Source organism: Nostoc sp. DedQUE07 (assembly GCF_034530975.2).
Taxonomy (GTDB): Bacteria; Cyanobacteriota; Cyanobacteriia; order Cyanobacteriales; family Nostocaceae; genus Nostoc.
The window spans coordinates 62,247-88,220 of sequence record NZ_JAVRCC020000031.1 but is presented as its reverse complement, the minus strand read 5'-3'; the positions used below and the strand labels follow the sequence as shown (position 1 = coordinate 88,220).

The 25,974-nt window shown below is 43.5% G+C and carries 10 protein-coding genes; 2 read left to right on the top strand and 8 right to left on the bottom strand.

Annotated features, from left to right (window positions below; translation table 11 throughout):
- Nucleotides 1–24: 24 nt before the first annotated feature.
- Nucleotides 25–6,690 (bottom strand): HAMP domain-containing protein, encoded by a 6,666-nt coding sequence (locus tag RMZ95_RS22070; RefSeq protein WP_322683085.1) that lies wholly within the window; start codon nt 6,688–6,690, stop codon nt 25–27.
- 599 nt (nt 6,691–7,289) lie between these two features.
- Between RMZ95_RS22070 and RMZ95_RS22065 the strand changes: the two genes are divergently transcribed.
- Nucleotides 7,290–7,988, top strand: coding sequence for a Uma2 family endonuclease (locus tag RMZ95_RS22065; protein WP_322683086.1), 699 nt, complete (start codon nt 7,290–7,292; stop codon nt 7,986–7,988).
- Nucleotides 7,989–8,263: 275 nt separating this feature from the next.
- On the opposite strand, the gene RMZ95_RS22060 is transcribed toward RMZ95_RS22065, so the two are convergent.
- The 4 genes from RMZ95_RS22060 to RMZ95_RS22045 form a co-directional block, all read right to left on the bottom strand.
- Entirely contained in the window at nt 8,264–8,686 is a 423-nt protein-coding gene (locus RMZ95_RS22060) for a hypothetical protein (RefSeq protein WP_322683087.1), read from the bottom strand.
- Between the two features lie 536 nt (nt 8,687–9,222).
- Entirely contained in the window at nt 9,223–12,930 is a 3,708-nt protein-coding gene (gene bchH, locus RMZ95_RS22055) for a magnesium chelatase subunit H (protein ID WP_322683088.1), read from the bottom strand.
- Nucleotides 12,931–13,198: 268 nt separating this feature from the next.
- On the bottom strand, nt 13,199–13,810 hold the full coding sequence (locus RMZ95_RS22050) for a hypothetical protein (RefSeq protein ID WP_322675507.1): 612 nt from the start codon (nt 13,808–13,810) through the stop codon (nt 13,199–13,201).
- Nucleotides 13,811–13,818: 8 nt separating this feature from the next.
- Nucleotides 13,819–14,973 (bottom strand): L-histidine N(alpha)-methyltransferase, encoded by a 1,155-nt coding sequence (locus RMZ95_RS22045; RefSeq protein WP_322683089.1) that lies wholly within the window; start codon nt 14,971–14,973, stop codon nt 13,819–13,821.
- A 586-nt stretch (nt 14,974–15,559) separates the two neighbouring features.
- On the opposite strand from RMZ95_RS22045, the gene RMZ95_RS22040 reads away from it, so the two are divergent.
- Nucleotides 15,560–16,501, top strand: coding sequence for an N-acetylmuramoyl-L-alanine amidase (locus tag RMZ95_RS22040; RefSeq protein ID WP_322683090.1), 942 nt, complete (start codon nt 15,560–15,562; stop codon nt 16,499–16,501).
- 319 nt (nt 16,502–16,820) lie between these two features.
- On the opposite strand, the gene RMZ95_RS22035 is transcribed toward RMZ95_RS22040, so the two are convergent.
- The 3 genes from RMZ95_RS22035 to RMZ95_RS22025 all read right to left on the bottom strand — a co-directional run bounded on the left by RMZ95_RS22035 (nt 16,821) and on the right by RMZ95_RS22025 (nt 25,847).
- Nucleotides 16,821–18,404: a mechanosensitive ion channel family protein gene (locus RMZ95_RS22035; protein WP_322683091.1), complete on the bottom strand. Its 1,584-nt coding sequence runs from the start codon at nt 18,402–18,404 to the stop codon at nt 16,821–16,823.
- A gap of 467 nt (nt 18,405–18,871) precedes the next feature.
- A complete protein-coding gene (locus RMZ95_RS22030) occupies nt 18,872–21,094 on the bottom strand; it encodes an EAL domain-containing protein (protein WP_322683092.1) in 2,223 nt (740 codons plus the stop codon).
- Nucleotides 21,095–21,536: 442 nt separating this feature from the next.
- Nucleotides 21,537–25,847, bottom strand: coding sequence for an ATP-binding protein (locus tag RMZ95_RS22025; RefSeq protein WP_409883430.1), 4,311 nt, complete (start codon nt 25,845–25,847; stop codon nt 21,537–21,539).
- Nucleotides 25,848–25,974 lie beyond the last annotated feature (127 nt).

The following is a 25,974-nucleotide window of genomic DNA, read 5'->3' as shown; positions in this document are numbered from 1 at the left end:
TTGAATTGTAGCTTAGTTATTCCGTTAACGATATAGCCAAACACGCAATAGCGACAGCAATTGTTCAGTATCTACGGGTTTGGTGATGTAATCTGATGCGCCCGCTTCAATACACTTCTCGCGATCGCCTTGCATGGCTTTAGCGGTCAGTGCAATAATCGGCAAAGATTTAAATTGCTCGTTTTGGCGGATTAAGCGTGTTGTTTCGTAACCGTCCATTTCTGGCATCATTACGTCCATCAAAACAACATCAATATCTGGTGTAGTTTCCAACAGAGTAATCCCCTCTCTGCCGTTTTCAGCATATAAAACCTGGATTTGATAACGCTCCAGCATACTTGTCAGCGCAAAGATATTCCGCATATCGTCGTCTACAATTAGCGCTTTTTTGCCAGCGAGTAAGTAGTCTATAGAATGCAGTTGTTCGAGTATTTCTCGTTTGGGTGCTGGTAAATTTGCTTGGACTCGGTGTAAAAATAATGCTGTTTCATCGAGGAGACGTTCGGGCGATCGCACATCTTTAATGATGATTGTTTCGGCAATTCGTCTGAGTTCCGTTTCTTGAGCTTTGCTAATTTCTCTACCTGTGTAGACAATAATTGGTAAAGTTTTACCGTGAGGTAAAAGCTTTATCTGCTCGATCAGTTCAAACCCAGTCATATCGGGTAGCCCTAAATCGAGAACCAGGCAATCAAAATGCTGGGCGCGAATAGCTTCTAAAGCTGCTGCACCAGTGCCCACTGCTGTGGTCGAAACATCGCTGTTACCAATCAACTCAACAATACTCAGCCGTTGAGTGTCGTCGTCTTCGACTACTAGCAAATTTTTCACTTGGCGCTCCACAAAACCTTTAATTTTGGTCAACGCCTCGGATATTGTCTCGCTGGTTAAAGGCTTTTGCAGATATGCGATCGCACCTAATTGCAAACCGCGTTGTCTTCCTTCCTCAACGGTCATGATATGTACAGGAATGTGGCGGGTATTTGGGTCATGCTTGAGACGATCTAATACAGTCCAACCATCCATTTCTGGCAACCTGATATCTAGCAAAATGGCTGAAGGTAAGAATTGCTGCGCTAGCATCAAACCTGTAGTGCCTGTTTGGGCAGCGATCGCCTTGAATCCTTGCTGTTGCGCCATCTCTAGCAGGATACGCGCAAAATTAATGTCATCTTCAACAATTAGTAACACGCGATCGCCTACGCCGATAGTACTGCGATCGTCATTAATCAGTGGTAAGTGAGGACTTGTACTGAGCGACTTGCCTTGAGCGAAGTCGAAAGGAGCCGAAGTAGTGAGGAGTGAGGAGTGGGTAGAGACGCGATTAATCGCGTCTGTGCTGGATTGAGTTGATGTTGGCTCAGGACTCGGAACTCGGAACTCTGGACTCAATTGGGGGAAGTAGAATGTAAAGGTGCTGCCTTGGCCGGGTTGACTGATTAGTTTAATTTCGCCGCCAAAGAGACGGGCGATTTCACGGCTAATTGATAAGCCCAATCCGGTACCGCCGTATCTCCGACTGGTAGAGCCATCGGCTTGCTGAAATGCCTCGAAAATAACTTTTTGCTTGTCGGGAGCAATGCCAATGCCTGTATCGCTGACTGAGAAGGCGATGACATTTTGGGCGCGATTCAAACTTTCTTGGTCTTTGCTCCATCCCTGTTTCGCCACCGCAATCTGTAAGCGTACTTCTCCTTTTTCTGTAAATTTAAAAGCATTGGAGAGGAGATTTTTTAAGACCTGTTGTAAGCGTTTGACATCTGTATAGATGGTCGTGGGCAATTCGGGAGCCAATTCAATTGCGAAACCAAGTCCTTTGCTCTGAGCAATTTGTCGGAAGGTGCGCTCAATCTGATCGCCCAATTCTGTCAATGGCATTTGAGTTATGTCAATCGACATAGTTCCAGATTCAATTTTGGCGAGATCCAGAATGTCATTGATTAATGCCAGCAAATCGGTACCGGCTGAGTAAATTGTTTGGCTGTATTCGACTTGTTTGGCGGTAAGGTTGCGATCGATGTTATCTGACAACAATTTCGCCAAAATCAACAAGCTGTTCAACGGTGTCCGCAGTTCGTGGGACATATTGGCGAGAAATTCTGATTTGTATTTTGAAGAAAGGGCGAGTTGTTCAGCCTTGTCTTCTAAAGACATTCTTGCTTGTTCGATTTCTCGATTTTTGCGCTCGACTTCTTTCTTCTGCATCGCCAACAACTCTGCCTTTTCTTCTAATTCGGCGTTAGTTTGTTGTAATTCCTCCTGCTGTCCTCTGAGTAAATCTTCTGAAGTTTTGAGTGATTGTGCTTGTTGTTCTAAGCGCTTGTTAGTTTCCCTGAGTTCGCTTTGCTGGGTTTGGAGTTCTTCAGCCAAAGATTGCGATTGCTTGAGTAATTCTTCAGTTCGCATCGATGCGGCGATCGTGTTGAGGACGATCGCTATACTTTCGGTAAGCTGGTCGAAGAATGTCAGATGAATTTCGCTAAAGCGGCGGAAGGATGCTAATTCGATGACTGCTGTCACTTGTCCTTCAAAAAGTACAGGTAACACCACGGCATTCAGGGGCGTGGCTTCTCCTAAACCAGAGGCAATTCTGACATAATCACTGGGTACATCCGTTAGCAGTATTCGCTCTTTTTCTAAAGCGCATTGTCCCACCAAACCTTCACCCAAGTGGAAGCGGTTAGCTAGATGTCTGCGTTCGCGGTAAGCGTAGCTACTGATTAGTTTCAAATAGGGTGTATGTTCAGCAGACTCCATCAAAAAGAATACGCCGTGTTGCGCTCCTACTAAGGGTGCTAGTTCTGAGAGAATTAGTTTCGATACGGTTTCCAAATCTCGCTGCCCTTGCAGCATTCGGGTAAACTTGGCTAAGTTTGTTTTCAACCAATCTTGTTCGGTGTTTTTCTGCGTTGTCTCGCGCAGATTAGCAATCATCTGGTTGATGTTGTCTTTGAGGATTGCGACTTCCCCTAATGCTTCGACGGCAATTGAACGAGTTAAATCGCCTTTAGTTACAGCTGTAGCAACTTCGGCGATCGCTCGCAACTGAGTTGTCAGTGTAGCAGCAAGTTCGTTCACATTATCTGTCAAATCTTTCCAAGTTCCAGCCGCGCCAGGGACTCTCGCTTGTCCGCCTAACTTCCCTTCGATTCCCACTTCCCGCGCTACTGTAGTTACCTGATTGGCAAATGTTGCTAGGGTATCAATCATCTCGTTGATTGTCTCTGCCAAGGTTTCAATTTCTCCTTTGGCATCTAACATTAGCTTCCGTTTCAAGTCACCGTTAGCAACTGCTGTTACGACTCTGGCGATACCGCGCACTTGTGCCGTTAAATTACCCGCCATCGAGTTAACGTTATCTGTTAAATCCTTCCAAGTCCCTGCAACACCTTGGACTTGCGCTTGTCCGCCTAACTTCCCTTCAGTTCCCACTTCCCGCGCTACCCGCGTTACTTCACTTGCAAAGGAACTGAGTTGATCCACCATTGTATTGGTGGTGTTCTTCAAGTCTAAAATTTCGCCTTTGGCATCGACGGTAATTTTCTTAGATAAGTCGCCATTAGCTACCGCCTTGGTAACTTCCGCGATGTTGCGAACTTGTCCGGTGAGGTTCCCCGCCATCGAGTTAACGTTGTCTGTTAAATCTTTCCAAGTACCTGCAACTCCTCTGACGTAAGCTTGCACGCCCAATTTACCTTCGGTTCCCACCTCACGGGCAACTCTGGTAACTTCTGATGCAAAAGAATTTAGTTGATCCACCATTGTGTTGATGGTGTTTTTGAGCTCCTGGATTTCACCTTTGACATCAACGGTGATTTTCTTAGATAAGTCGCCATTCGCTACCGCCGTGGTAACTTCGGCAATGTTCCGCACCTGTGCCGTCAAGCTTCCCGCCATGAAGTTTACACTTTCGGTCAAGTCTTTCCAAGTACCTGCCACTCCTTTAACTTCTGCTTGTACGCCCAATTTACCCTCGGTTCCTACCTCCCGCGCCACCCGCGTTACTTCACTGGCAAAGGAATTGAGTTGATCCACCATCGTATTAATGGTGTTTTTGAGTTCCAAAATTTCACCTTTGACATCAACGGAGATTTTTTTGGATAAGTCACCATTTGCCACCGCTGTGGTGACTGTAGCAATATTTCGCACCTGTGCCGTTAAACTTCCCGCCATGAAGTTCACGCTGTCGGTTAAATCTTTCCAAGTACCAGCGACGCCGCGCACATCTGCTTGCACACCTAATTTACCTTCGCTTCCCACTTCCCGCGCCACCCGCGTTACTTCACTGGCAAAGGAGTTGAGTTGATCCACCATTATATTGATGGTATTCTTGAGTTCGAGAATTTCGCCTTTGACGGCAACAGTAATTTTCTTGGATAAGTCACCATTAGCGATCGCAGTTGTCACTTCGGCAATGTTCCGCACTTGTGCCGTCAAGCTTCCCGCCATGAAGTTTACGCTGTCAGTTAAATCTTTCCAAGTTCCGGCAACGTCTTTCACTTCTGCTTGTACGCCAAGTTTACCTTCAGTTCCCACCTCACGGGCGACTCGCGTCACTTCACTTGCAAAAGAACTGAGTTGATCCACCATTGTATTAATGGTATTTTTCAACTCCAGAATTTCACCTTTGACATCAACGGTGATTTTCTTGGATAAGTCGCCTGTTGCAACCGCCGTAGTTACTTCAGCAATGTTTCGCACCTGTGCCGTTAAGCTTCCCGCCATGAAATTCACGCTGTCGGTTAAATCTTTCCAAGTTCCAGCTACGCCGCGTACTTCTGCTTGCACGCCCAACTTCCCTTCGCTTCCCACTTCACGCGCAACTCTCGTTACTTCTGATGCAAAGGAATTGAGTTGATCCACCATTGTGTTGATGGTGTTTTTGAGTTCTAGAATTTCGCCTTTGACATCCACAGTGATTTTCTTGGATAAATCGCCTGTTGCAACCGCCGTAGTTACTTCGGCAATATTTCGCACCTGTGCCGTTAAACTTCCCGCCATGAAGTTTACGCTGTCGGTTAAATCTTTCCAAGTGCCCGCGACACCGCGCACATCGGCTTGCACGCCCAATTTACCTTCACTTCCCACCTCACGCGCAACCCGTGTTACTTCACTTGCAAAGGAACTGAGTTGATCTACCATGATATTGATGGTGTTTTTGAGTTCCAGAATTTCACCTTTAACATCGACGGTGATTTTTTTCGATAAATCGCCATTGGCGATCGCAGTTGCAACTTCGGCAATATTTCGCACCTGTCCGGTGAGATTACCCGCCATTAAGTTAACGTTGTCGGTTAAATCTTTCCAAGTCCCCGCAACTCCCCGCACTTCTGCTTGTACGCCCAACTTCCCTTCAGTTCCCACTTCCCGCGCAACTCGTGTCACTTCTGATGCAAAGGAATTTAGTTGATCCACCATTGTATTAATGGTATTTTTGAGTTCCAGAATTTCGCCTTTCACATCCACAGTGATTTTCTTGGATAAGTCGCCATTTGCTACCGCCGTTGTGACTTCTGCAATATTCCGCACCTGTGCCGTCAAGCTTCCCGCCATGAAATTCACACTATCGGTCAAGTCTTTCCACGTACCCGCTACGCCGCGGACTTCTGCTTGACCGCCTAATTTTCCTTCTGCACCCACCTCACGCGCAACTCTAGTAACTTCACTGGCAAAGGAATTGAGTTGATCTACCATGATGTTGACAGTGTTTTTCAACTCTAAAATTTCGCCTTTGACATCAACAGTAATTTTCTTGGATAAATCGCCATTTGCTACCGCCGTGGTAACTTCTGCAATGTTACGCACTTGAGCAGTTAAATTTCCTGCCATCAAGTTAACGTTATCGGTTAAATCTTTCCAAGTTCCTGCAACACCTTTAACCTCGGCTTGTACGCCCAACTTCCCTTCAGTTCCCACTTCACGGGCAACTCTAGTAACTTCCGATGCAAAAGAATTAAGCTGATCCACCATCGTGTTGACGGTGTTTTTGAGTTCCAGAATTTCGCCTTTAACATTGACAGTGATTTTTTTGGATAAGTCACCATTGGCGATCGCCGTGGCAACTTCGGCAATGTTGCGAACTTGTCCGGTGAGATTACCCGCCATCAAGTTAACGTTATCAGTCAAATCTTTCCAAGTGCCAGCTACACCTTGCACTTCGGCTTGAACGCCTAATTTTCCTTCGGTTCCGACTTCACGCGCCACCCGCGTTACTTCCGAGGCAAAAGAACCGAGACGATCTACCATCGTGTTAACGATATTCGCAGTTTGGAGAAACTCACCTTGCAGAGGTCTGCCTTCAATTTCTGTAGCGATCGTTTGCGATAAGTCACCATTAGCAACTGAGCGAATTACCCGCGTAGTTTCAGCTGTTGGTTGAACTAAATCTGTAATTAGAGTATTGACAGAAGTAACACAATCTAACCAAGAACCGCGAACATCTCCGAGAGAGGCGCGTTCAGCAATTTTTCCTTCTTTGCCAACAACGTTACCAATCCGTTGTAGTTCGGCCGCCATCCGCTCATTCTGGTCAATAATATCATTGAGCGTATCAGCTATTTTCCCCGCTACACCAGTATGGTCTATGGGCATCCGAGCAGAAAAGTCACCCTGTTTAACAGCATTCAGCGTTCTTAGTAGTTGATTTAAATCTAGATTGTCGCTGTCTCTAGTTAACTGTTCGGTTGCCATAGCCTTATCCTTAATCTTGAATCTTGAGGAATTTTTTATATTTTTTGCACCCCGTACTTATTTAGAGTACTTTTAGCCAATGCGTATCACAATAGAGAGCAGGGAATAGAAAATGGATCGAACTAATTTTTATGGGTGCGAGTGTAAGCAGTTAAGAAAGACTGCTAACTAAATGGTATTGCCGTCGATATATCTGGCATACCACTTAGCTAATGATAGCTAGTTGGAATCTGTTATGCAGCATTAATTGTCGGCAATGCCTAACTTGGGCGAGTAAGCGATCGCACGTAGAACCAGGGCTATTTCATTCTCATCCAGCCCGCCTCAGAATAAATTCTGAGGCTAATAGAAAAAGTCGTCTAAAGACGACTAATAAAAGCTTTTAGTCGTCTTTAGACGACTTCTGCTATTAGCCCGGAACTTTAGTTCTGGGCGGTTTATGTGTAGAACGAAATAGCCCTACGGTAGAACACACGATGACAATTAACATTACATTTTATAATTTTTGGAATTTGAGAAAAGCAGCAAATCAAAAAATTATAACTGATAACTGAGGTTTGCTAAAGTCAGAAATATCCGGCAACTCCAAGGATTGGCAAATGGTTAGAGAGTACCCACACCAGAAACATCTGCCTCCGCTTGAAAGTGGCGATCGCTTAACTCGCCCTGAATTTGAACGGCGTTATGCGGCTGCACCCCATATCAAGAAAGCAGAACTGATTGAAGGAATTGTTTACGTGGCATCTCCTGTAAGACACGAGCAACATGGCAAACCCCACAGTCGGGTGATAACTTGGTTAGGTGTCTACCAATCACTGACTCCTGGTGTTGACTTGAGTAATGCCGCAACAGTCAGACTAGATTTAGACAATGAACCCCAGCCAGATGTAGTCCTGTTTATTGAACCAGACGCAGGCGGACAAACCCGTTTGAGCCGCGATGGTTACATTGAAGGATCTCCCGAATTGATTGTTGAAATTGCTGCAAGTAGTGCAGCCATTGATACAGGCAGCAAAAAGCAGGTTTATCGCCGTAATGGAGTGTTGGAGTACGTAATCTGGCAATCTTACGAGAATAAAATTGAATGGTTTTGCCTAATTGACGGCGACTATCGATTGCTATCTCCCGGTGCAGATGGAATTATTCGCTCTGGGGTGTTTCCGGGTTTGTGGTTAGCGGTAGAGGCGCTGTTAAACAATCAGATGGTACGAGTCTTGGAGGTGGTGCAAGCGGGGTTGAAGTCACCGGAACATGATGCGTTTGTGCAGCAGTTGCAGAAATACACAAGTCTGAAATAGTTTACTCACTTGGTTTTTCGCGTCAGTTTTACCCCACCCTAACCCTCCCCTTGCAAAGGGGAGGGAACTAAATTTCCAGTCTCCCCCCAATGCATCGGGGGGATTAAGGGGGGTAATTTGACTTGTGTATACACACCCTAGCCTTAAAAAGAGGGGAACTAGTGCCCCTTTTTTAAGGGGGTTGGGGGATCTCAAACCAGGGTAAATTGAGTGTTTGAGCTTAAGTTAAGTTGACACTAAACCCTATTGGATTTTACTCAACTGACGATCGCACCCTACACCCGATTCATAGATCCATTTGTAGAAGAAAGCTGAACAGAATCGGCTGCTAAAGAATTGGTGAATTTAGAATTGCCTACTACGCTTTGCTTCTTCTTGGTATTACCTCGTCTAGCACCACCCGCCATCTCGTATTCTCGGCTGGTTTTACCGTAACGGCTGCCAACTCCTAATAACATTTTTTCTGACATCGCTATTACAGCCTTTTCGGCGTTATTCACGTCATCTGTAAGTTTGTCAATGGTAGATAATGCAGTGTTGTAGGCAGCAAGCTTAGACCGGAGATCGTTAATTGTCGTGGTGTAAGCTTGTATAGTCAATCCTTCACCAAAGTCAAGTTTTATATTAATAGATTGTAAACTTTCAATCCGGCGATCGGCTCGTTCTAAAGCGGTGGAATTTCTTTTACGACGTGCCATAATGCATCTCTGCCACTAGGTTATTAGTACTGTTTTATACCAAAATATTTATGATTGTCATGGGAAAATATAGCAAATCAGTTACAATTACATTTCTCAAAAATTAGTTAATTTTACTTAGACTATATTCTATTTCCGGTATTAAATAGAGTCATAATTTCGTTACAACAATTGCTGCAATGATTTAAGCCTTTCTTATACATGGAAGAACATTTGTTGCACAGCATTAAACAATTGCAGGAAGGACTTATATATTTGCCAGAAAAACTTAAGCCTTTCTTATACATGGAAGAATATTTGTTGCAAAGTATTAAGCCTTTCCAGGAAGGGCTTATACATTTGCCAGAAAAACTTAAGCCTTTGTTATACATGAAGTAATCTTAGCTGCAAAGGTTTAAATTTTTACAGCTTCAAGCGTAATAGCGTAGGCGTAGCCCGTCGTAGACATCGCTTTCAATACGGTTCGGTTAAGTGAAGACGCGATAAATCGCCGTCTCTACAATAATTTTTATTTGAACTTTTAACGCATCTACCTTCTAAACTGTCACACCTTCCAACTCTTCATCCGTTAACTCATATAACTGGCGCAATTTATCTAACTTATCACCATCAGCTTCCCAGAAACCCCGCCCATGCGCCTCTAACATTCTGCCTAAAATATTGCGAAAAGCTTCAGGATTCGCCTTCCGTAACTTCTCTGCCATCTGTGCATCTAAGGCATAAGTATCAGCCGCTTGGTCATAAACCCAATCATCGCTAAAATCAGCAGTACCACCCCAACCAATCAACGCCGTCATCCGTTGGGAAATTTCAAAAGCACCACCAGAACCTTGATTCGCCATCGCTTGCGCCCATTTGGGATTTACCAACTTGGTGCGGTACTCCATTCTGAGCAAATCATCTAACTTGCGGGGTGTAGTATCCTTCGAGAAACTTTCTACAAAGCTGGTTGTCACCTTCTTACCGCCTTGTTTTTCTGCTGCCTTTTTCAAACCGCCCGTATTAGCGTAATATTCTTGAATATCGGTTAAACCATATTCTACCGAATCGATTTCTTGAACAATGCGATCGCTAGTTTTTAACAAAGTATTCAAAACTTCTGGTCTAGCTTGACCTTTATCTTCTCTCCCGTAGCTAAATACGTTGCGACTTTGCCAAGTATTGCCTAATTCCTCGCCAGATTCCCAGTTACCATCCACTACTCTATCGTTCACCAAAGAACCAAAATCACCCGCCGGATTAGAAAACAATCTCGCCGAGGCATTTTCCACACCTTGGGCTTTTAAAGCTAAAGCGTGTTTCCTGATAAAATTGCGATCGTCCGCTTCATCAGCATCAGCCGCCCGTTGAAATAAATCATCCAGCAATTCGATGATATTTACAAAACTATCTCGGAAAATTCCAGACAAATTACCCAACACATCAATGCGGGGATGTCCAACCTCCGCCAACGGCTTTAATTCATAACGAACAACTCTACCAGTTCCTTCCTTAACAGGTTCAGCCCCCACCAATTCCAACAGAATCCCTAAAGATTCACCCTTAGTTTTAATCGCATCCAATCCCCATAACATCACCGCTACCGTTTCTGGATATTTCCCATGTTCATCTAAATGCTGGGCGATAATTTTTTGAGCAATTTCTCGTCCCCGTTCATACGCCGCAGGCGAAGGCATCCGATAAGGATCTAAAGCATGAATATTTCTCCCCGTAGGCAAAACACCAGCCCCATCCCGTAACAAATCTCCACCAGGCGCAGGCGGAATATACTCGCCATTCAACCCCCTTAACAAATTCGTCAACTCATCCGTAGATTGCATCAACAAATCTTTTATTAGTTTTTCCTCTTGTTCTCTTTCTTCGTTTTTTCCTTCCTCCTCCCCAAAATATGCCTCTAAATAAGAAGCCAATTCCTCTTCATTTGGTGCTTCCCCTAAAGTATGCAGCCCAGAAGAAAACAATCGATTTTCTAAAACTTGCAAATATTCATACAACTCCACCAAATAATCATCAAAAGCATGATTGCTAAACATCCGCACATTCTCAGGAGTAAACGCAAGTCCCAACTTTTTCGCATCCGCAAACGGACAATCGGCATCTAAACCAGAGTCTACAATTTTTTTACAAATCCCTTCCTTCAAAACATAATTCTTTTGTGGATCTTCCCGATACTCTGCAATCAAATCGCGTAACGCCACCAATTCCTTATACAAACCTGCACGTCCATAAGGCGGTACATTATGAGAAATCAATACACCATAACCGCGACGTTTTGCCAACATCGATTCAGATGGATTATTCGCCGCATATATATATAGATTAGGCAAATTTCCTAACAGAATATCCGACCAAGAATAACCAGTATTACCTAACGGAGAACCAGGCAACCATTCCACCGTCCCATGCATTCCAAAGTGAACTATAGCATTAGCTTGAAACTCATTTTGCAACCATTTATAATAAGCAGCATATTGCGGATGTGGTGTTAAATCTCGTTCAAACATTAAGCGCATCGGGTCGCCTTGTATCCCCAAAGGTGGTTGTACACCTATCCACACATTGCCTAATTGCACACCGCCAATTTGGAATTCTTCACCATAAGTTTTAATACCAGTTCCCGTGAGAGATTTCCATTGTTTTTCGATGCGGGAAGTTTGCAGATATCCCAACCATTTTTCTAGAGTGCGAACATTGAGAGTATTTGTGGGGTGGGCATCTTGCCCGCCATTATCTAGGGGCAGGCGAGACGACTGCCCCACAAGAGGATTAGCTTCATCCGCCTCTTTCACCCAGCGAATCAATTCTTCGCCATCTTCCGGTAAATCTCCGACGGTATAACCTTGTTCTTTGAGTGCGTGGAGAAACTTCAGCAAACTACGCGGCACATTTAATAATGCAGCTGTACCCACAGCACCATAACCTGGTGGAAATCCATATAATATAATGGCAATTTTGCGTTCCGATGCAGGTTTTTGTCGCAAAGCCACCCAAGTTTTTACCCTACCAATTAATCGTTCCACCCTTTCGGGAACCAGATAAATATTTTCACCCACCAAACCACCAAGGGGAACGGTATCAATAGCGCCATCTAATTCTGGTAATGCGTACAATACGACACTTTGCAATCCGCCGATACCTTGGCGCGTCCACGAGGAAATATCTTGAATTAATAGTGGTGCAGCAACAATATAAGGTACATTCTTGGCAGTGAGGATGCGTTTTGCTACTTCTATTTGACGGCCAGCTTCCATTGAACCAGCTGGGCCACCCACCAGAGGAAAGCCAATTGTGGAAACGATCGCATCCACTTTTACTGCTTCACTTGATAATGAGGGAGTTTCTATATTACCTAGTTGTCGTTGCTGAATTTCATAGTCGGTTGTCATTAAATCTCGTACCGCCACGTGTCCTTCTACGCCGTTGATGAAGATGGGTAAAGGAGTTAAACCGGCTGATTCAAAACTGCGAATTAGTTGGGGAATGTAGGGTTGTTTGGTGATGACGTGTTTGCGGTAGAGGAGAATTCCGATAACTGGTTTTGTAGAGACGCGATGAATCGCGTCTCTACAATGGGTTTTATACCATTCCAAATACTCGCGGGGTGATTCAAAAAACCCTTGATAATCGGGGTGGAGTAATCCGATATTGGGGGTTTCAATTAGCGGGGGAATGTCGCCAACTTTTAAATCTAAGTATTTTTCTGCCAGTGTCCAGAATAATGAAGCGACGTTTTCTGAACCGCCTGCATTCCAGTAACCATAGATAATTAACCAGTTGCGTAAGTCTTGGACTTTTTGCACTGGGACATATTTCAGTAGTTTGGGGCCAATTTTTAAGAAGCTGATGTAACCAGCGAGTTTGTCTTCTTCTCGTCCATTGCTAAATTTGTCGAGGATAAATTTAACTGGTTTGGGCATTCGTTTGGGTTTGTCGCCAATGGCAAAGTCACCCACCTTGGTTAAACTTATCAATTCCAAGGCTGACTCGAAAACTAGCCGGATGGGAATTTGAGAAATGCGATCGCGCAACCACACAACTTGGTCATAATCAAATAGTAGGCTACCGAAAAACACATCAGCGCCATCGAGTGCTGTTTCTACCTCGGCGCGTTTGGTTGTAAGATCGCGATCGCTAAATACCCGAATATCCAACTCAGGACAGCGAGAGTTAGCCAAAAAGGCTGCTTTTCTGTACAAGTCAGCGTTGAATGATTCAAACCCAGCAACCAAGACGATGCGTTTCATGCCTGTAAGCTACGAAATATTTCTTTACTTAAATTTTAAACGTGCTTTCAGGCTGATTATTAAATATCTATCCACAGATTCCGGTTACCAACAGGGTGTTGGGGGTAGGGGGTAGGGTTGCAGGTTCGACAGCATTGGTCGGGGCTTGGAACCCCCACCAATGCCATCGTCTTGAAAAGACGGGGCTTGTGACCCCTGGGTTGTTGGGGCTGTATCTTCCCCCACACCCCACACCCCACACCCCACACCCTGCCCCAACGGGGCTTGGTCAGTAGTTCCTTGAAGGGATGAGGACTTCACTATCACTACTACCTTTAGGATATTTTGATTGCAAAAAAGTTGTAATATGTTGAGTCAAATTCAGTGCATCATTGAACTCTTTTGACTGCTGTAGCGCTTCGTATAGCAAACGAATTTCTTGTGCTGACAAGTTTGTAAATGTACGCAACTCGGTAATATCTAATCTCCGGTTAAACTCATTGGCAGTATGTCGCCATTGATGTATGAGCGAAAATAACTCTCTATCTTGACGTTCTGCAAACACATTAGATGCGATCGCTGTTTCCGTCACTGATATAATTAATCGCGGAAAAACTATCGGTCGTCCTGGTCTATGTGAGTTTGGATTAAATCGTTCGTCAGATAAAATTACGTCATTCGATCTGCACTCATTCAGTAAGGCACGCAGAAATTCTATCCTCTTTTCGTTAGCTGATGCCCATCGTTCGCCAAAAATCCCGGTAATTGTGGCTAATAATCCCAGACCTGTTAGTATTGGTTCCAAATTTTTTTCATCTTTAGTCCACCAGACGGCAGCTAAAATAAATCCCAGAAGTAGAGGGAAAAACGTGATAAAACTCACTAGGTTTTTCATACTCATATCACATCTTACCTTTTAGACCATATATCATTTGCTACAGAAGGATTCTTGTTAATTCCTGAAGAGTCAGGGGCAATTAAGATTAAATCCATGCCAAATCCATTTTTTAAACGCGGTTCCAATACTGTGTGTAGCCTATCAACAAGCACCAGGTTGCAGTCTGATATAGTTTTCTGAATGCCATTAGAAGCATATTTCCGACTCAGATATAAACGAATCGTATCTTGGTCTTCAAAATTCATTACTGAGCGATCGGGTAACATTACTTCAATTTTGTTTTCAGTTAGATTGCGATACAGGATTTTTATTAAAATTCCTCTATCAGCTTCTACAGTACCTTCAAAAAACACACTATTTAAGTCGATATGTAAATCAGTATTTTGCAGCAACGCGCTGGTGACAAACTCTTTAAACGATTTAGTTTTTGCGTATTCTTTTGCAGCATTTTGTGCTGCTTCTTCGCTTAATTCTTCGGTGGTCGCTACTTCTAGGAGTAGTCTATCTTCAGGTCGCATTAGTTTAGAAATAGTTTGCAAAAGTTCTGTATCTTGCTGAAAGTTAGCTAATGTGTTCCCCAAGAGCGAAAATAGCACAGGACTGTTATTGATAACTCTATCTAGTAGTTTTCGTAATTCGTCAACATTTCTCTCAATTGAGAAGTCAACTTGAATTGGCAATACATGGCTACCTTGCAATTGCGATCCTCTCGTTGCCTGTTGCACACCTAGCCTTAACATTTCCGAACTCATATCAACTGGAAAGTAGAGGAGATCGGGATTTACGTTGAACAATAAACTTAAAATGTGTTGGTCTTTCTCACCGGTGCCGACACCTAAACTTACATAATGATATTGCCGATCTTTGATATTATTGAAATGAATTTGATGCCATCGATATCTAAAAGATTCTATACTCTCTTTCATTACAAGATAGAAGCGATCGTTACAAGCACGATCCCAGGCGATGGTTGGGCCGATTCCCCAATAGGAAAAACCAGATAAAATCTCTTTTCCATCGCCTGTTGCAGAAAATTCCCCTCTCAATTCTTGCGTGAGTTCTGCAAGTTTGCTAGATTGATCTTCCCCTATGAAACAAAGAGTCCACCCTAAGCCGGGTTCATTGATGGAATTCTCCAGTAGCTTCACAAAATTTAAAGATCCCATATTGAGCCTCGTTTCTTGAGCAGTTTATTTGATAAATCTCGTACAGGTGTGTCTAGAAGCGATGGCTCCGCCAACACCAGGGGCGAACGCGTATTCATTAATACTGTAAAACATTATGTGTTAAGCTGCTCAGGGTTAACAAGAAGCCAAGGATAGAGTCTGTCAAGGGTTTACGGCCTTATAAACCCAGGTTCACATCAGGGGGTGCGTTCGGTTTCGGGATTTGGGCATCTTAACTAAGTACTTTTGTCATGGCTTTCCAGTTTTACAAAGCGTTATTATCTAAATAATGGAGGCAATTACTAGATTTCAATTTATTGCAAAATTTTACTGGTTATTCTCGATATTGATAATTTATAATAGTTGTGTTTTTGGTTACAATATAGCTTGTAATTAATGGATTTTACCAAATCAAAGTTACTGCTCAGGTTCGCACAAAAACTTATTTGGTTTAATAGCATAGTCATGCTGAAAATAATGCAGCCATTGCTAACAAGTATTTTCACAAAGTTATTAACAAAACTTTGTCTATATAATTAGAAGAGTTTTGAATTAGTGTAAAAACAATTAACTTGAGGATGAAATAATGAAATTCGGAATCGATAGCGGGCACAATTGTCCACCAGATACAGGAGCTAGAGGAATTAAAATCGAGGATAATTTAACTTTAGATGTCGGTAATAGAGTTATAACCAAATTAAGAGCTTTAGGAAATGAAGTCGTAGTATGTAAACCAAGTAGTGCTAGTACAGTACGTGAATCACTCTCAAAAAGATGTTCTACAGCTAATGCGAGTAAAGTAGATATTTACGTCTCGATTCATTTTAACTCTTTTAACGGGCAAGCTAATGGCACAGAAGTATTTGCAACTAGCGATACAGGTAGAAAAATTGCTAAACCTGTATTAGATGAAATCATCAAGTTAGGATTTTTTAATCGTGGCGTTAAGAGTGGTTCCCACTTGTTTGTTCTGAAAAATACAGATATGCCTGCTATCTTGATAGAATGTTGCTTCCTTGATTCGCAAAAAGATATAAATCTTTTTAATCCTGAAGCAATGGCTAATGCAATTGTCAAAGGCTTAACTGGTAAAGTGCCAAGTGTTCCTGTTAACCCTGTACCAGATGAAGAAGATAATGTAGATACCACGATTCTCAGACTGCAAAAAGCCTTAAATCGACTAAAAATAACTGATAAAAATGGTAAAACATTAGTGGAAGATGGCTTCACAGGGGCTAACACCAAATCTGCTGTAGAAAAATTTCAGACTATTGTTGGGGTTCAGTCAACTGGAATTGCTAATGAAGCTACATGGAGTGCCATAAATCAAATTTTGGCAAAACGAATACTTAGACCAAATCATGCTGGTAATGCAGTTGTCAAATACTTGCAATACCGTTTAGGTGTTGAGAATGATGGCGTCTACGGGCCGCAAACAGAGGTTGTAGTTAAAAACTTTCAAAAGCAAAATGGTTTAGATGCTGATGGAATTATCGGCCCTGCTAGTTGGCAGAAATTAATTGGTTAGACTGATGGGGACTAGAGACTAGAGACTGGGGTAGTAGTGCTGAGTAAAGAAGTTGGGAATCTAACATCTTTACTCAGAACTGGGAACAGGTTAAACGCCGCGTTACTGCTAACAGAACTTTTTTGCCTAATAATAAATGAAGAAGCTAATTTTAGCAAATTACAACCATATTTTGTTCATAACATCTTTGGCAAGTACACAAACTGCCAAAGCATTTAAGATAGCATTGATATTGCTTAAAGGCATTGAGCTAAATTAATTAAAATAAATAACCAAAGCCTAGGAAATCACCTATTCTGCTGACAAGAATCTGTTCAACTTAACCTTCGGCACTTTCAGCGCGCACGGGAATTATAATTCCTTCCTGTTGCAGTGCATTCGTAAAAATCTTCCGAAGAACGCGCTGAATCTGAAGATGTTTTCCTGGCTTTACTTTCGTCAATGTTCGTAGCAACAAGTTAGACTCTCCCAAACTTTCGACTCCATCCACCTGTGTGCTTTCTAGTACATCTGGATCTTCTGCTTTTAACTGCTGTCCCACCTCCTCAATTACTTTGTATACGTGCGCTAAGTTGGAATCATAAGGCACGCCAACTTCTACTACTGCAAAGATATACTGTTTGGAGTAATTAGTAATTGAGCCAATATCGCCATTGCGAATAATCTGCAATTGACCGTTAGGATGTCTGACACGAGTGGTTCTGAGTTCAATCGCCTCGACAATACCTTCGACAACTTTCTCTTCGGCTTTTCCAGCTTCAATATAGTCACCTACTAAGTAGTAGTTTTCAAACAAAATAAAGAAGCCGCAAACAATATCGTTAATTAATGTTTGTGCCCCTAACCCCACAGCGATGCCGACAATACCAGCACCCGCAAGTATGGGAGTTGGATCGATACTCAGGGCATAGAGAATGAAAACTGTAGCACCGAAGTAAATTAAGTATTGTAAGAAACTACGAAACAGAGGAACGAGCGTTAGGCGTCTACTTCTTTGAATATCAGTTAGATTCTGCTCTTTGAACAGCACCTCTTCAATAAGTAAGTAAACTACCTCAAACAACACGCGACTAATGAAGATGATACCGATTATCTTAATAATTCGCGGGCCAAAAGTTGCGACATTGGCAATTAACTGCACCTGTTGAATCACCAATGTTGCCATGCAGACATAAATCACAAATTCCAAGCAGCGCTTTAAAAAGGGTATTAAGTGTCGGAGGCGATCGTAGAATCTTAGCAGGTTATCAGGATTGGAGTATCTGATGCTGAGAGCATCTAGACTATCAACGATCGCAGCGACTGCTTTGAGTATAAGCAAGCCAACGGCAATGATTAGATAAATTCGCAGCGCGATGTACAAATATTCCGAAACCGTAGCTGGTAATTTGAGAAACTGGGCACACAAGATAGTAGCCCAAAGCCAGATTCCACCACTGATTCTGTCATAGAAGGCGTTAAAGAAAGCATCAATACTTTCATCGTCAGCAGTATTTTTTTCTAAGTTCTTGGCGCGAGTGCTGGCTACCTTCAGCCAATATTTGAGAAATTTCAGCGCGATCGCCGCTAAAATCAAAGTGCCAATACTCTGAGCTATGCCAATTCCTAGTGTCACCCAAAATCCTGATGGGATACGCTCAATCAACAAGAGTGTGTATTGCTGAAGGTTGTCGCCCCGATAAACTAGATAACCATTAGCACCCACAATCAGAATGCACGACACCACGCAAACAAATAACAATAACCCTGTGATATTTCGGCGGAGGGTTTTGATACTTCTATTGTCGTTTTTAGGTATAAAGGTTTTAGTAAATAGCTTGAATAATTTGCTGAAAACCCAGTTCAGTAATAAAAAAACAAAGATTATCAGGCTGACTTCAGCCAAAATAATTAATACATTCATATATGAACAGAAAACTGAATCAGTTTAACAGTTGTATATCAAAATCTCTTGAGATCGTCAAAGTTTTTTTATACATAGATGATTATTATTTCATATAATCACAACTTGTCAAGCCATTAACATTTTATTCACACGTTTACTTTTCGTCTTATCTTCACCAACTCAACGTAAGTGAGAATAAATCGAAGTAAATTAAGTAATGTAAAAAATCTGGAGATTATTTTTTAGTGACGGCTTCAGCCTTCATTTGCTCTCACTACAAACTTTGCATTATTGATGCCGCTTTCCTTAAGCGATGCTGATAGATGATTACCCCTGAATTTATCCAATCGAGAAAAGATTTTTGTTCCATTGAAATTCAGAAAAAGTCATTTCAGCAACGGCTAGCTGTGAAAAAGATTTACTGGCACTGTCAGGGGGAAATAACGATTCTTCCAACGAAAGCTGGTAGACGGGATGAAAGAGGATTATTTAGCATCAGCATTCTTACAATCCATCTGCACGACACAATTTCTCCCTTGTGCTTTTGCCTGGTAAAGTCCTTGGTCAGCAGCAGCAATTAAGGTTGCAGGAGATAGTTGGCTATGAGGAGTGATAGTTGCCACACCAAGACTTAGAGTAATGTATTCACTGACCTGAGAACGGGGATGAGGCATTTGTAATGCACTAAGATTGATTTGAATATCTTTTGCAACTGCAATGGCCTCTTCAATATCAGTATTCGGCAAAATAACTGCAAACTCTTCTCCGCCATAACGAGCGACTAAATCAGCGGGGTGTTTAACTGTCTGAGAGATTGCCTTAGCAACCTGTCTAAGTGCATCATCTCCTGCCAGATGTCCATGCGTATCGTTGTAAAGCTTAAAGTAATCGACATCACACAAAATCAAAGATAGCGAACTTTGCTCTCGTGCCAACCATTGCCACTGGGTGTTTAATGTGTCATCAAAGCAGCGGCGATTTGCCACTTGGGTTAGACCATCGGAACAGGCAAGGCGCTGTAATTCCTGGTTTGCTTGTTGTAATTGGTGGTAAAGTTCTGATTGCTGAATAGCGATCGCAGCTTGGCCTGCTAACTGGTTAAACAAGTTAATCTCCGATTGCTGCCATTGTCTCGGATGACTGCATTGGTGAGCAATCAATAGTCCCCACAAACGCCCTTGCTGTAAAATTGGTACGACAAGGTTTGCCCGGATTTGCAGACTTCTAAGGAGGTCAACATGGCACGGTGATAATCCCGCAGTTTCAATGTTTTCGATCGCTCTGGTATTACCTTGTTGATAGTAAGCTGCACGCGTGGATTGAAAGCAGGTATCCATGACGTGAAATCCCAAAATCGACATACACCCTTCTGCTAAGGATTCTACAGCGACTAATCCACTCCAGTCTGGCTTAAACTGATACATCACCACTCGATCTACCTCAAACAGTTGTCGCACTTCGGCTACCGTGATTTGCAAAATCTCGTCTAACTCCAACGATTGTCGAATGCGCTGCGTTACAGCCGCAACAATTCGCTCAGACTCACTTTGGTGTTGGACACGCTGCTCAACCTGCTGAGAGTGTGCCGATGCTAGAGTTAATGATGCGATTTGCTCAAAGAAAGGGGTTGTAGTGACAGGCGCTGCACTGGGTTTAGCAATCAAATAGCCTTGAGCAAAATTTGCACCTCGTTCTCGCAGCCAGTTCAGTTCCTCAATGCACTCAATTCCTTCAGCAACGGTTTGAATATTTAACTTTTGAGTAATCTCTAGAAGCTTCTCGGTAATCGAAGCTTTGTAAAGGTCTTGATGCACATCTCGAATTAACTCCATGTCCAGCTTGATAAAATCTGGACGTAACTGATGCAGCAAGTTTAGGCTGGAATAACCAGAACCAAGATCGTCAAGAGCGACTAAAAACCCAGCATTGCGGTAGTATTGAAGCACTGCCTTGAGGTGAGCTAAATCTTGAGGATTGTCTGACTCCACGACTTCAAAAACAACGCGATCGTGGGGAATTCTGGCAGTATCAATGGCCTCTACCGTACTACGTAGGCAAAAAGCTGGGTCATAAAGTGACGTTGGTGCAAAATTGATGAAAATGTGCCCATTTACTTGATGGCGGCTGAATTGAGTGATTGTGCTCAGACGAGCAACTTGGTCGAGTTGTGGTAGAAGTCCGGCTTCAGTTGCTAACTCCAGAATAGATGTCGGTAGTACTAAATTGCCTTCTTCATCTAGACCGCGCAAGAGCGATTCATATCCAAAAATTTGCGATGTATCGTTAATTGAAACAATTGGTTGAAAGTAACTGGTGAATCGTTCTGTTGCCAGCATTTCAACCAGCCAGTCGGATTGGTTTAACTTAATGAAGCGTTGTAATGAGGCTATGTCACTAAAATCATGGAGTTGAGGTTGGAAAGTGCCTTGCATGAAAAGGACTTGCGTCTCTTTTAATTCTCTTGGTGCAAGTAGTTTGGCCAGGTTACGGGCAATTTCTAGAGACTGTCCGGGTCTACACTCCAAACTCAAACCTGGTCGCTCGTGCATCAGTTCATACTTAAGGGAAAACTGCTGTAGGTAGGAGGTGACTTTTATCAGGGTATGTGAAACGGGGAACCAGAGAAAGAGCTTACCTGCTTCCTTAGTCCGGCAGCGTGCAATATTGCGACAAGCACAGGTTTTGGAGATAGGACATATTTGGCTCATAGCTAAATAATTTGCTCAATCCGATTTATTCTATTATTCCCATTATTTTTACTGTAAAAGATAAACTACATTTCAAATACATGAAGATTTGATGAGTTAAGTAAACTGCATAATTTAGCTGAGTAAGTGACTTTGCGACACATACCAAAATTTATACTCAAAGCCCAAGTAATTGCCGATGTATTTTGTACAATCAAGCAACAAAAAGAGGATTTATATTAACAATTTAAGTTACAAATTAAAAGTAAAATTAGCCAAATTAGTAACAGTGTTTAGCTAGATTAATTCAGAGTAAATATATCTTTTTGAAGAATGAATAGACCTCAATAAATAACAAAATATTTAAAACAAGTTAATAAATTAAGCCATGAATCAAAGAGCTTTCATCCTAAATCCCTCTCCCAATGTTGGGAGAGAGACTTTGAAATTGGCTCCACTATACTTAGACATGCCCACTTCTACCAATTAGAATTGCAATTTCCTTGATTAATTCCTCTGGTTCGACGGGTTTAGACAGATGCTTTTGAAACCCCGATTCAAGTGCTTGTTGCTGATTGATTTCTCCAGCATAAGCAGTTAAAGCGATCGCCGGAATTTGTTTGGCTTGATTTGCCTGCAATGCTTTAACTTGGCGCATTAGCATATAGCCATCCATCTCTGGCATCCCAATATCACTGAGCAGCATATCTGGTTCTGACTCTGCCAAAATTTGTAATGCTTCTTTTGCTGATGTCACTGCTGTCACCATTGCTCCAGCCTGTTCTAGTACAAATGTGTGAAAGTCACGGGTATCATCGTCATCATCTACAACTAAGATTTGGCTGCCTGCCAGGATTTCAATCGCAGGAGAAGGATTTAGTGCAGCAATATCTATGTTTGGTTTTGGGGTTAAATCTTTTTTAATTAGTGGTAGCCGGACTCGGAAAATAGCTCCTTGCCCTTCACCTAAACTTTCTGCTTGAATCGTGCCGCCATGTAATTCGGTCAAATGACGCACAATTGCTAACCCTAACCCCAATCCACCAAATTTTCGGGTTGTCGTGCCATCAGCCTGACGAAAATATTCAAACACGTAAGGTAGAAACTCAGGGCTGATTCCCTTACCTGTGTCGCTGACGGTAATCTGAGCTTCAGCGTCAACGTACTCTAGTTGAATATCAATTTTTCCTCCTTCCGGAGTGAATTTAACGGCATTCGATAAGAGATTCCAAATAACTTGTTGTAAACGACCGGAATCACCCAAAACTTGCCCGAAAGAAGCATCCAGCATCGTCTGAATTTGAATATTTTTGGCTTCTGCTGCCAAACGGACTGTTTCCAATCCCGCCTCAATCACCAGTACTAGGTTGACAGGTAACATCTTCAGGTTGAGCTTGCCTTGTAAGATTCGAGAGACATCAAGCAAATCTTCAATTAGTTGAGCTTGTAATTGAGCATTCCGCTCGATAGTTGCGATCGCTTTCTTTATGGCTGCTGTGTCAAACTCACGAGTCTGCAAGAGTCTCGCCCAACCAAGAATCGGATTCAGAGGCGATCGCAATTCATGGGAGAGTACCGCCAGAAACTCATCTTTAATCCGGTTGGCTCTTTCGGCTTCAGTTCTGGCAGTTTGCTCGAGTTTTAGGAGGCGATCGCGTTCGGCTTCTGCGACTTTGCGTTCGGTAATGTCAATCACTGAGCCGATATAACCTTTAAACTCACCGTCCACTCCAAACCACGGATTTGCAGCATCGATGCAAGAGCGATATTTGCCATCTTTGCGCCGCAAGCGGTACTCCAAACGGAAAGCCGAATAACTGCTACTAGCTTCCAGAAAAACATTCCTGGCATCATTATAGTCTTCTGGATGCACAGCATTTAACCAGCCAAATCCCAGACCCATTTCCTCGCTCTGACCTGTAAAATCGTACCAGCTTTGACTGAGATAGGTGCAGTGGCTATTGGTGTCTGTCACCCAAACCATGAAGGGGGCATTGTCAGCCATGTTGCGGAACTTTTCTTCGCTTTCTCGAAGGGCTTTTTCTGCTTGTTTGCGATCGCTAATGTCTGTAACAAAAATGCTGACTCCTTCTGCAAAGGGGTAGACGCGGTTTTCAAACCAGCGCTGCCAAGCTGGATAAAAGTATTCAAATTGAACAACGGTGTTTTCTGCCTTCGCCCGATGAACCTCAGTATCAAACTCGCTTTTAACCATATCGGGAAATACTTCCCAAACGATCTTACCTAGCAATTCTTCCTTGGGGATGCCAACAACATCTGCTACGCGATCGTTGACAAAGCTATAACGCCACTCTCGATCCAATACAAAGAACTGGTCTTGAATACCAGCGATAACAGTCTCTAGGTGTGCTTTGGCGACCTCAGCTTCAATTCGCAACCCTTGCTCGCGTTCCATTGCCTCTTGGCGGAGACGAGCCATTTTTAAGGCTGCCTCTACTCGCGCCAACAATTCACGGGCAGAGAAAGGTTTAATCAGATAATCATCGGCTCCTGCTTCTAACCCTTCCACCCGTGCCTCTTCCCCTGCCCGTGCCGACAACAGGATGATGGGAACTTTTTGCGTCAGCGGATCGGCTCGTAATGCTTGCAGCAGTCCAAAACCGTCTAATCCAGGCATCATCACATCTGTCAGTACCAAATCTGGGACACGTCCACGAGCCGAATCCAAAGCAGCTAAACCATCCGGCACTGATTCCACCTCATACTGCTGACTTAATAGCCGCTTAACATAATCGCGCATATCTGCGTTGTCATCCGCCAAGAGAATCCGAGCAGAGGGTGCAGAGGAGCGGAGGGGCAGGGGGGCAGGGGAGGCAGGGGAGGCAGGGGAGGCAGGGCAAGAATCTATATATATGTTGTAGTCTTCTTGAACTAGTTCTTCTCCCCCTGCTTCTCTTCTCCCCCTGCTTCCCCTGCTCTCTTCTTCCGGTAGCCACCGCAGGGCTTCTTCTAAATAAGGTGTTGCACCTAATGCAGTTGAAGCTAAAGTTCGCGGGGCACTAATCCGGTCTGGAGGCAAATGAGCATATCCTGTTGGAATTGACACAGTAAAGCAACTGCCTACTCCGAGAATACTGGTAACATCAACTGTTCCACCATGCATTTGCACCAATTCTTGCACCAGTGATAATCCAATTCCTGACCCTTCAAAAGTTCGTCCTTGCGCTCCTTTGACGCGGTGGAATCGTTCAAAAAGGTGGGGGATTTCTGCGGCTGGGATACCGATTCCTGTGTCTTTGACTGCGAACTCAACATGGTCATTTGACCACTGCAAACTGACCGCAATTTCTCCAGCCATCGTGAACTTGAAGGCATTCGAGAGCAGGTTAAGAACAATTTTTTCCCACATCTCTCGATCTACATACACTGGTGCTGGCAGGACAGGACAATTAACTGATAACTGCATCCCTGCCCGTTCTACTGCAGAACGAAATACACTAGCTAGTTCTGCGGTGAAGGTGGCAAGGTTGGTGGGTTCATAAGAGGCTTGAACCCTTCCGGCTTCAATGCGTGAAAAATCTAGCAAGCTGTTGACCAGTTTCAGCAGCCGAAGTCCGTTGCGTTGCACCATTTCTAGCTGCTCTCGTTCTTTGGCTGGAAGCAGAGTAGCACAAGTGGTTAAGGTGTCTTCTAATGGCCCTAACATCAGAGTCAGTGGGGTACGGAACTCGTGGCTGACGTTGCTGAAAAAGACGGTTTTGGCGCGATCGATTTCTGCCAAGGCTTCAGCGCGTTTGCGTTCTTCCTCGTAAGCTTGGGCGTTAGCGATGCTGGCGGCAATTTGAGCCGCAACTAAATCAATGAATCCTTTATAATTGTCGTCGAATAGCCTGAAGGGGTTCAAACCAGCGATTAATATACCAGCTTTTCCGCTTTGACCAGATGCGGCAATGGGTACTGCGATCGCTTGATGGGGCGATCGCTGCCAAACACCACAGGGTAGACTACTAAAAGACACTTCCAAATCGGAAATCAGTTTGGCTTGATGCGTTTTGCTCACTTCCGCAAAGGGCCAAACCCCATCAGCATCGAGAGCCACTGTTTCTGGAACTGCTACGTGATTTTGCCCAATGCGGCACGTTCCAGCCAAAAAAACTTCTTGCTTATCGGGATCGACCAGATAAATCATGGCGAACGGGAGATCGTAAGGGTTGCTCTCCAGACAACTCGCACTTAGCGTACAGGCTTCATCGAATGTCCGTGCGTCTGCTGTCCTCGCCGCTAGTTCGCGCAAAAGTGCCAATTGACGCTCGCTGATAATTCGCTGCGTGTCCTCTGTGTTGGCGCAGATGATCCCACCTGTGTCGCCCTGGTCATTAGGAACCGGGCTATATGAAAAAGTATAATAGGTTTCTTCTGGGTAGCCATTGCGCTCCATAATTAGCAGTAGCGCTTCGTCGTAAGTACCCTCATTCTTCAGCATTGCTGATTCGGCGCGAGGCCCAACCTGATCCCATATTTCCCGCCACACGTATGAAGCCGGCTGTCCAAATGCTTCTGGATGTTTGCCGCCAATAATAGTTTTATAAGCGTCATTGTAAAGGTTAATCAGTTCCTCGCCCCACCAAACAAACATGGGTTGACGGGAAGTTAGCATAATTCGCACGGCAGTCTTCAAACTCTGCGGCCACTGCTGTGTTGGGCCAAGGGACGTTTTTGACCAATCCTGTTCTCGCATCCTAGCCCCCATTTCACCTCCACCGATAAGGAAATTTACGTTGGCGTTGCTTGCTAACGTTGACTCGTTCTTCATTAATTCCTCTCGATTGGTCATGTACGGTTACAGGCTACATCGGTGGTTATCTTTTAGAAAAAATCCTCTATAAATTAGACTAGACCTTTACGCTTCTAAACACTTATTTTAGAGGATATTCAAAGGC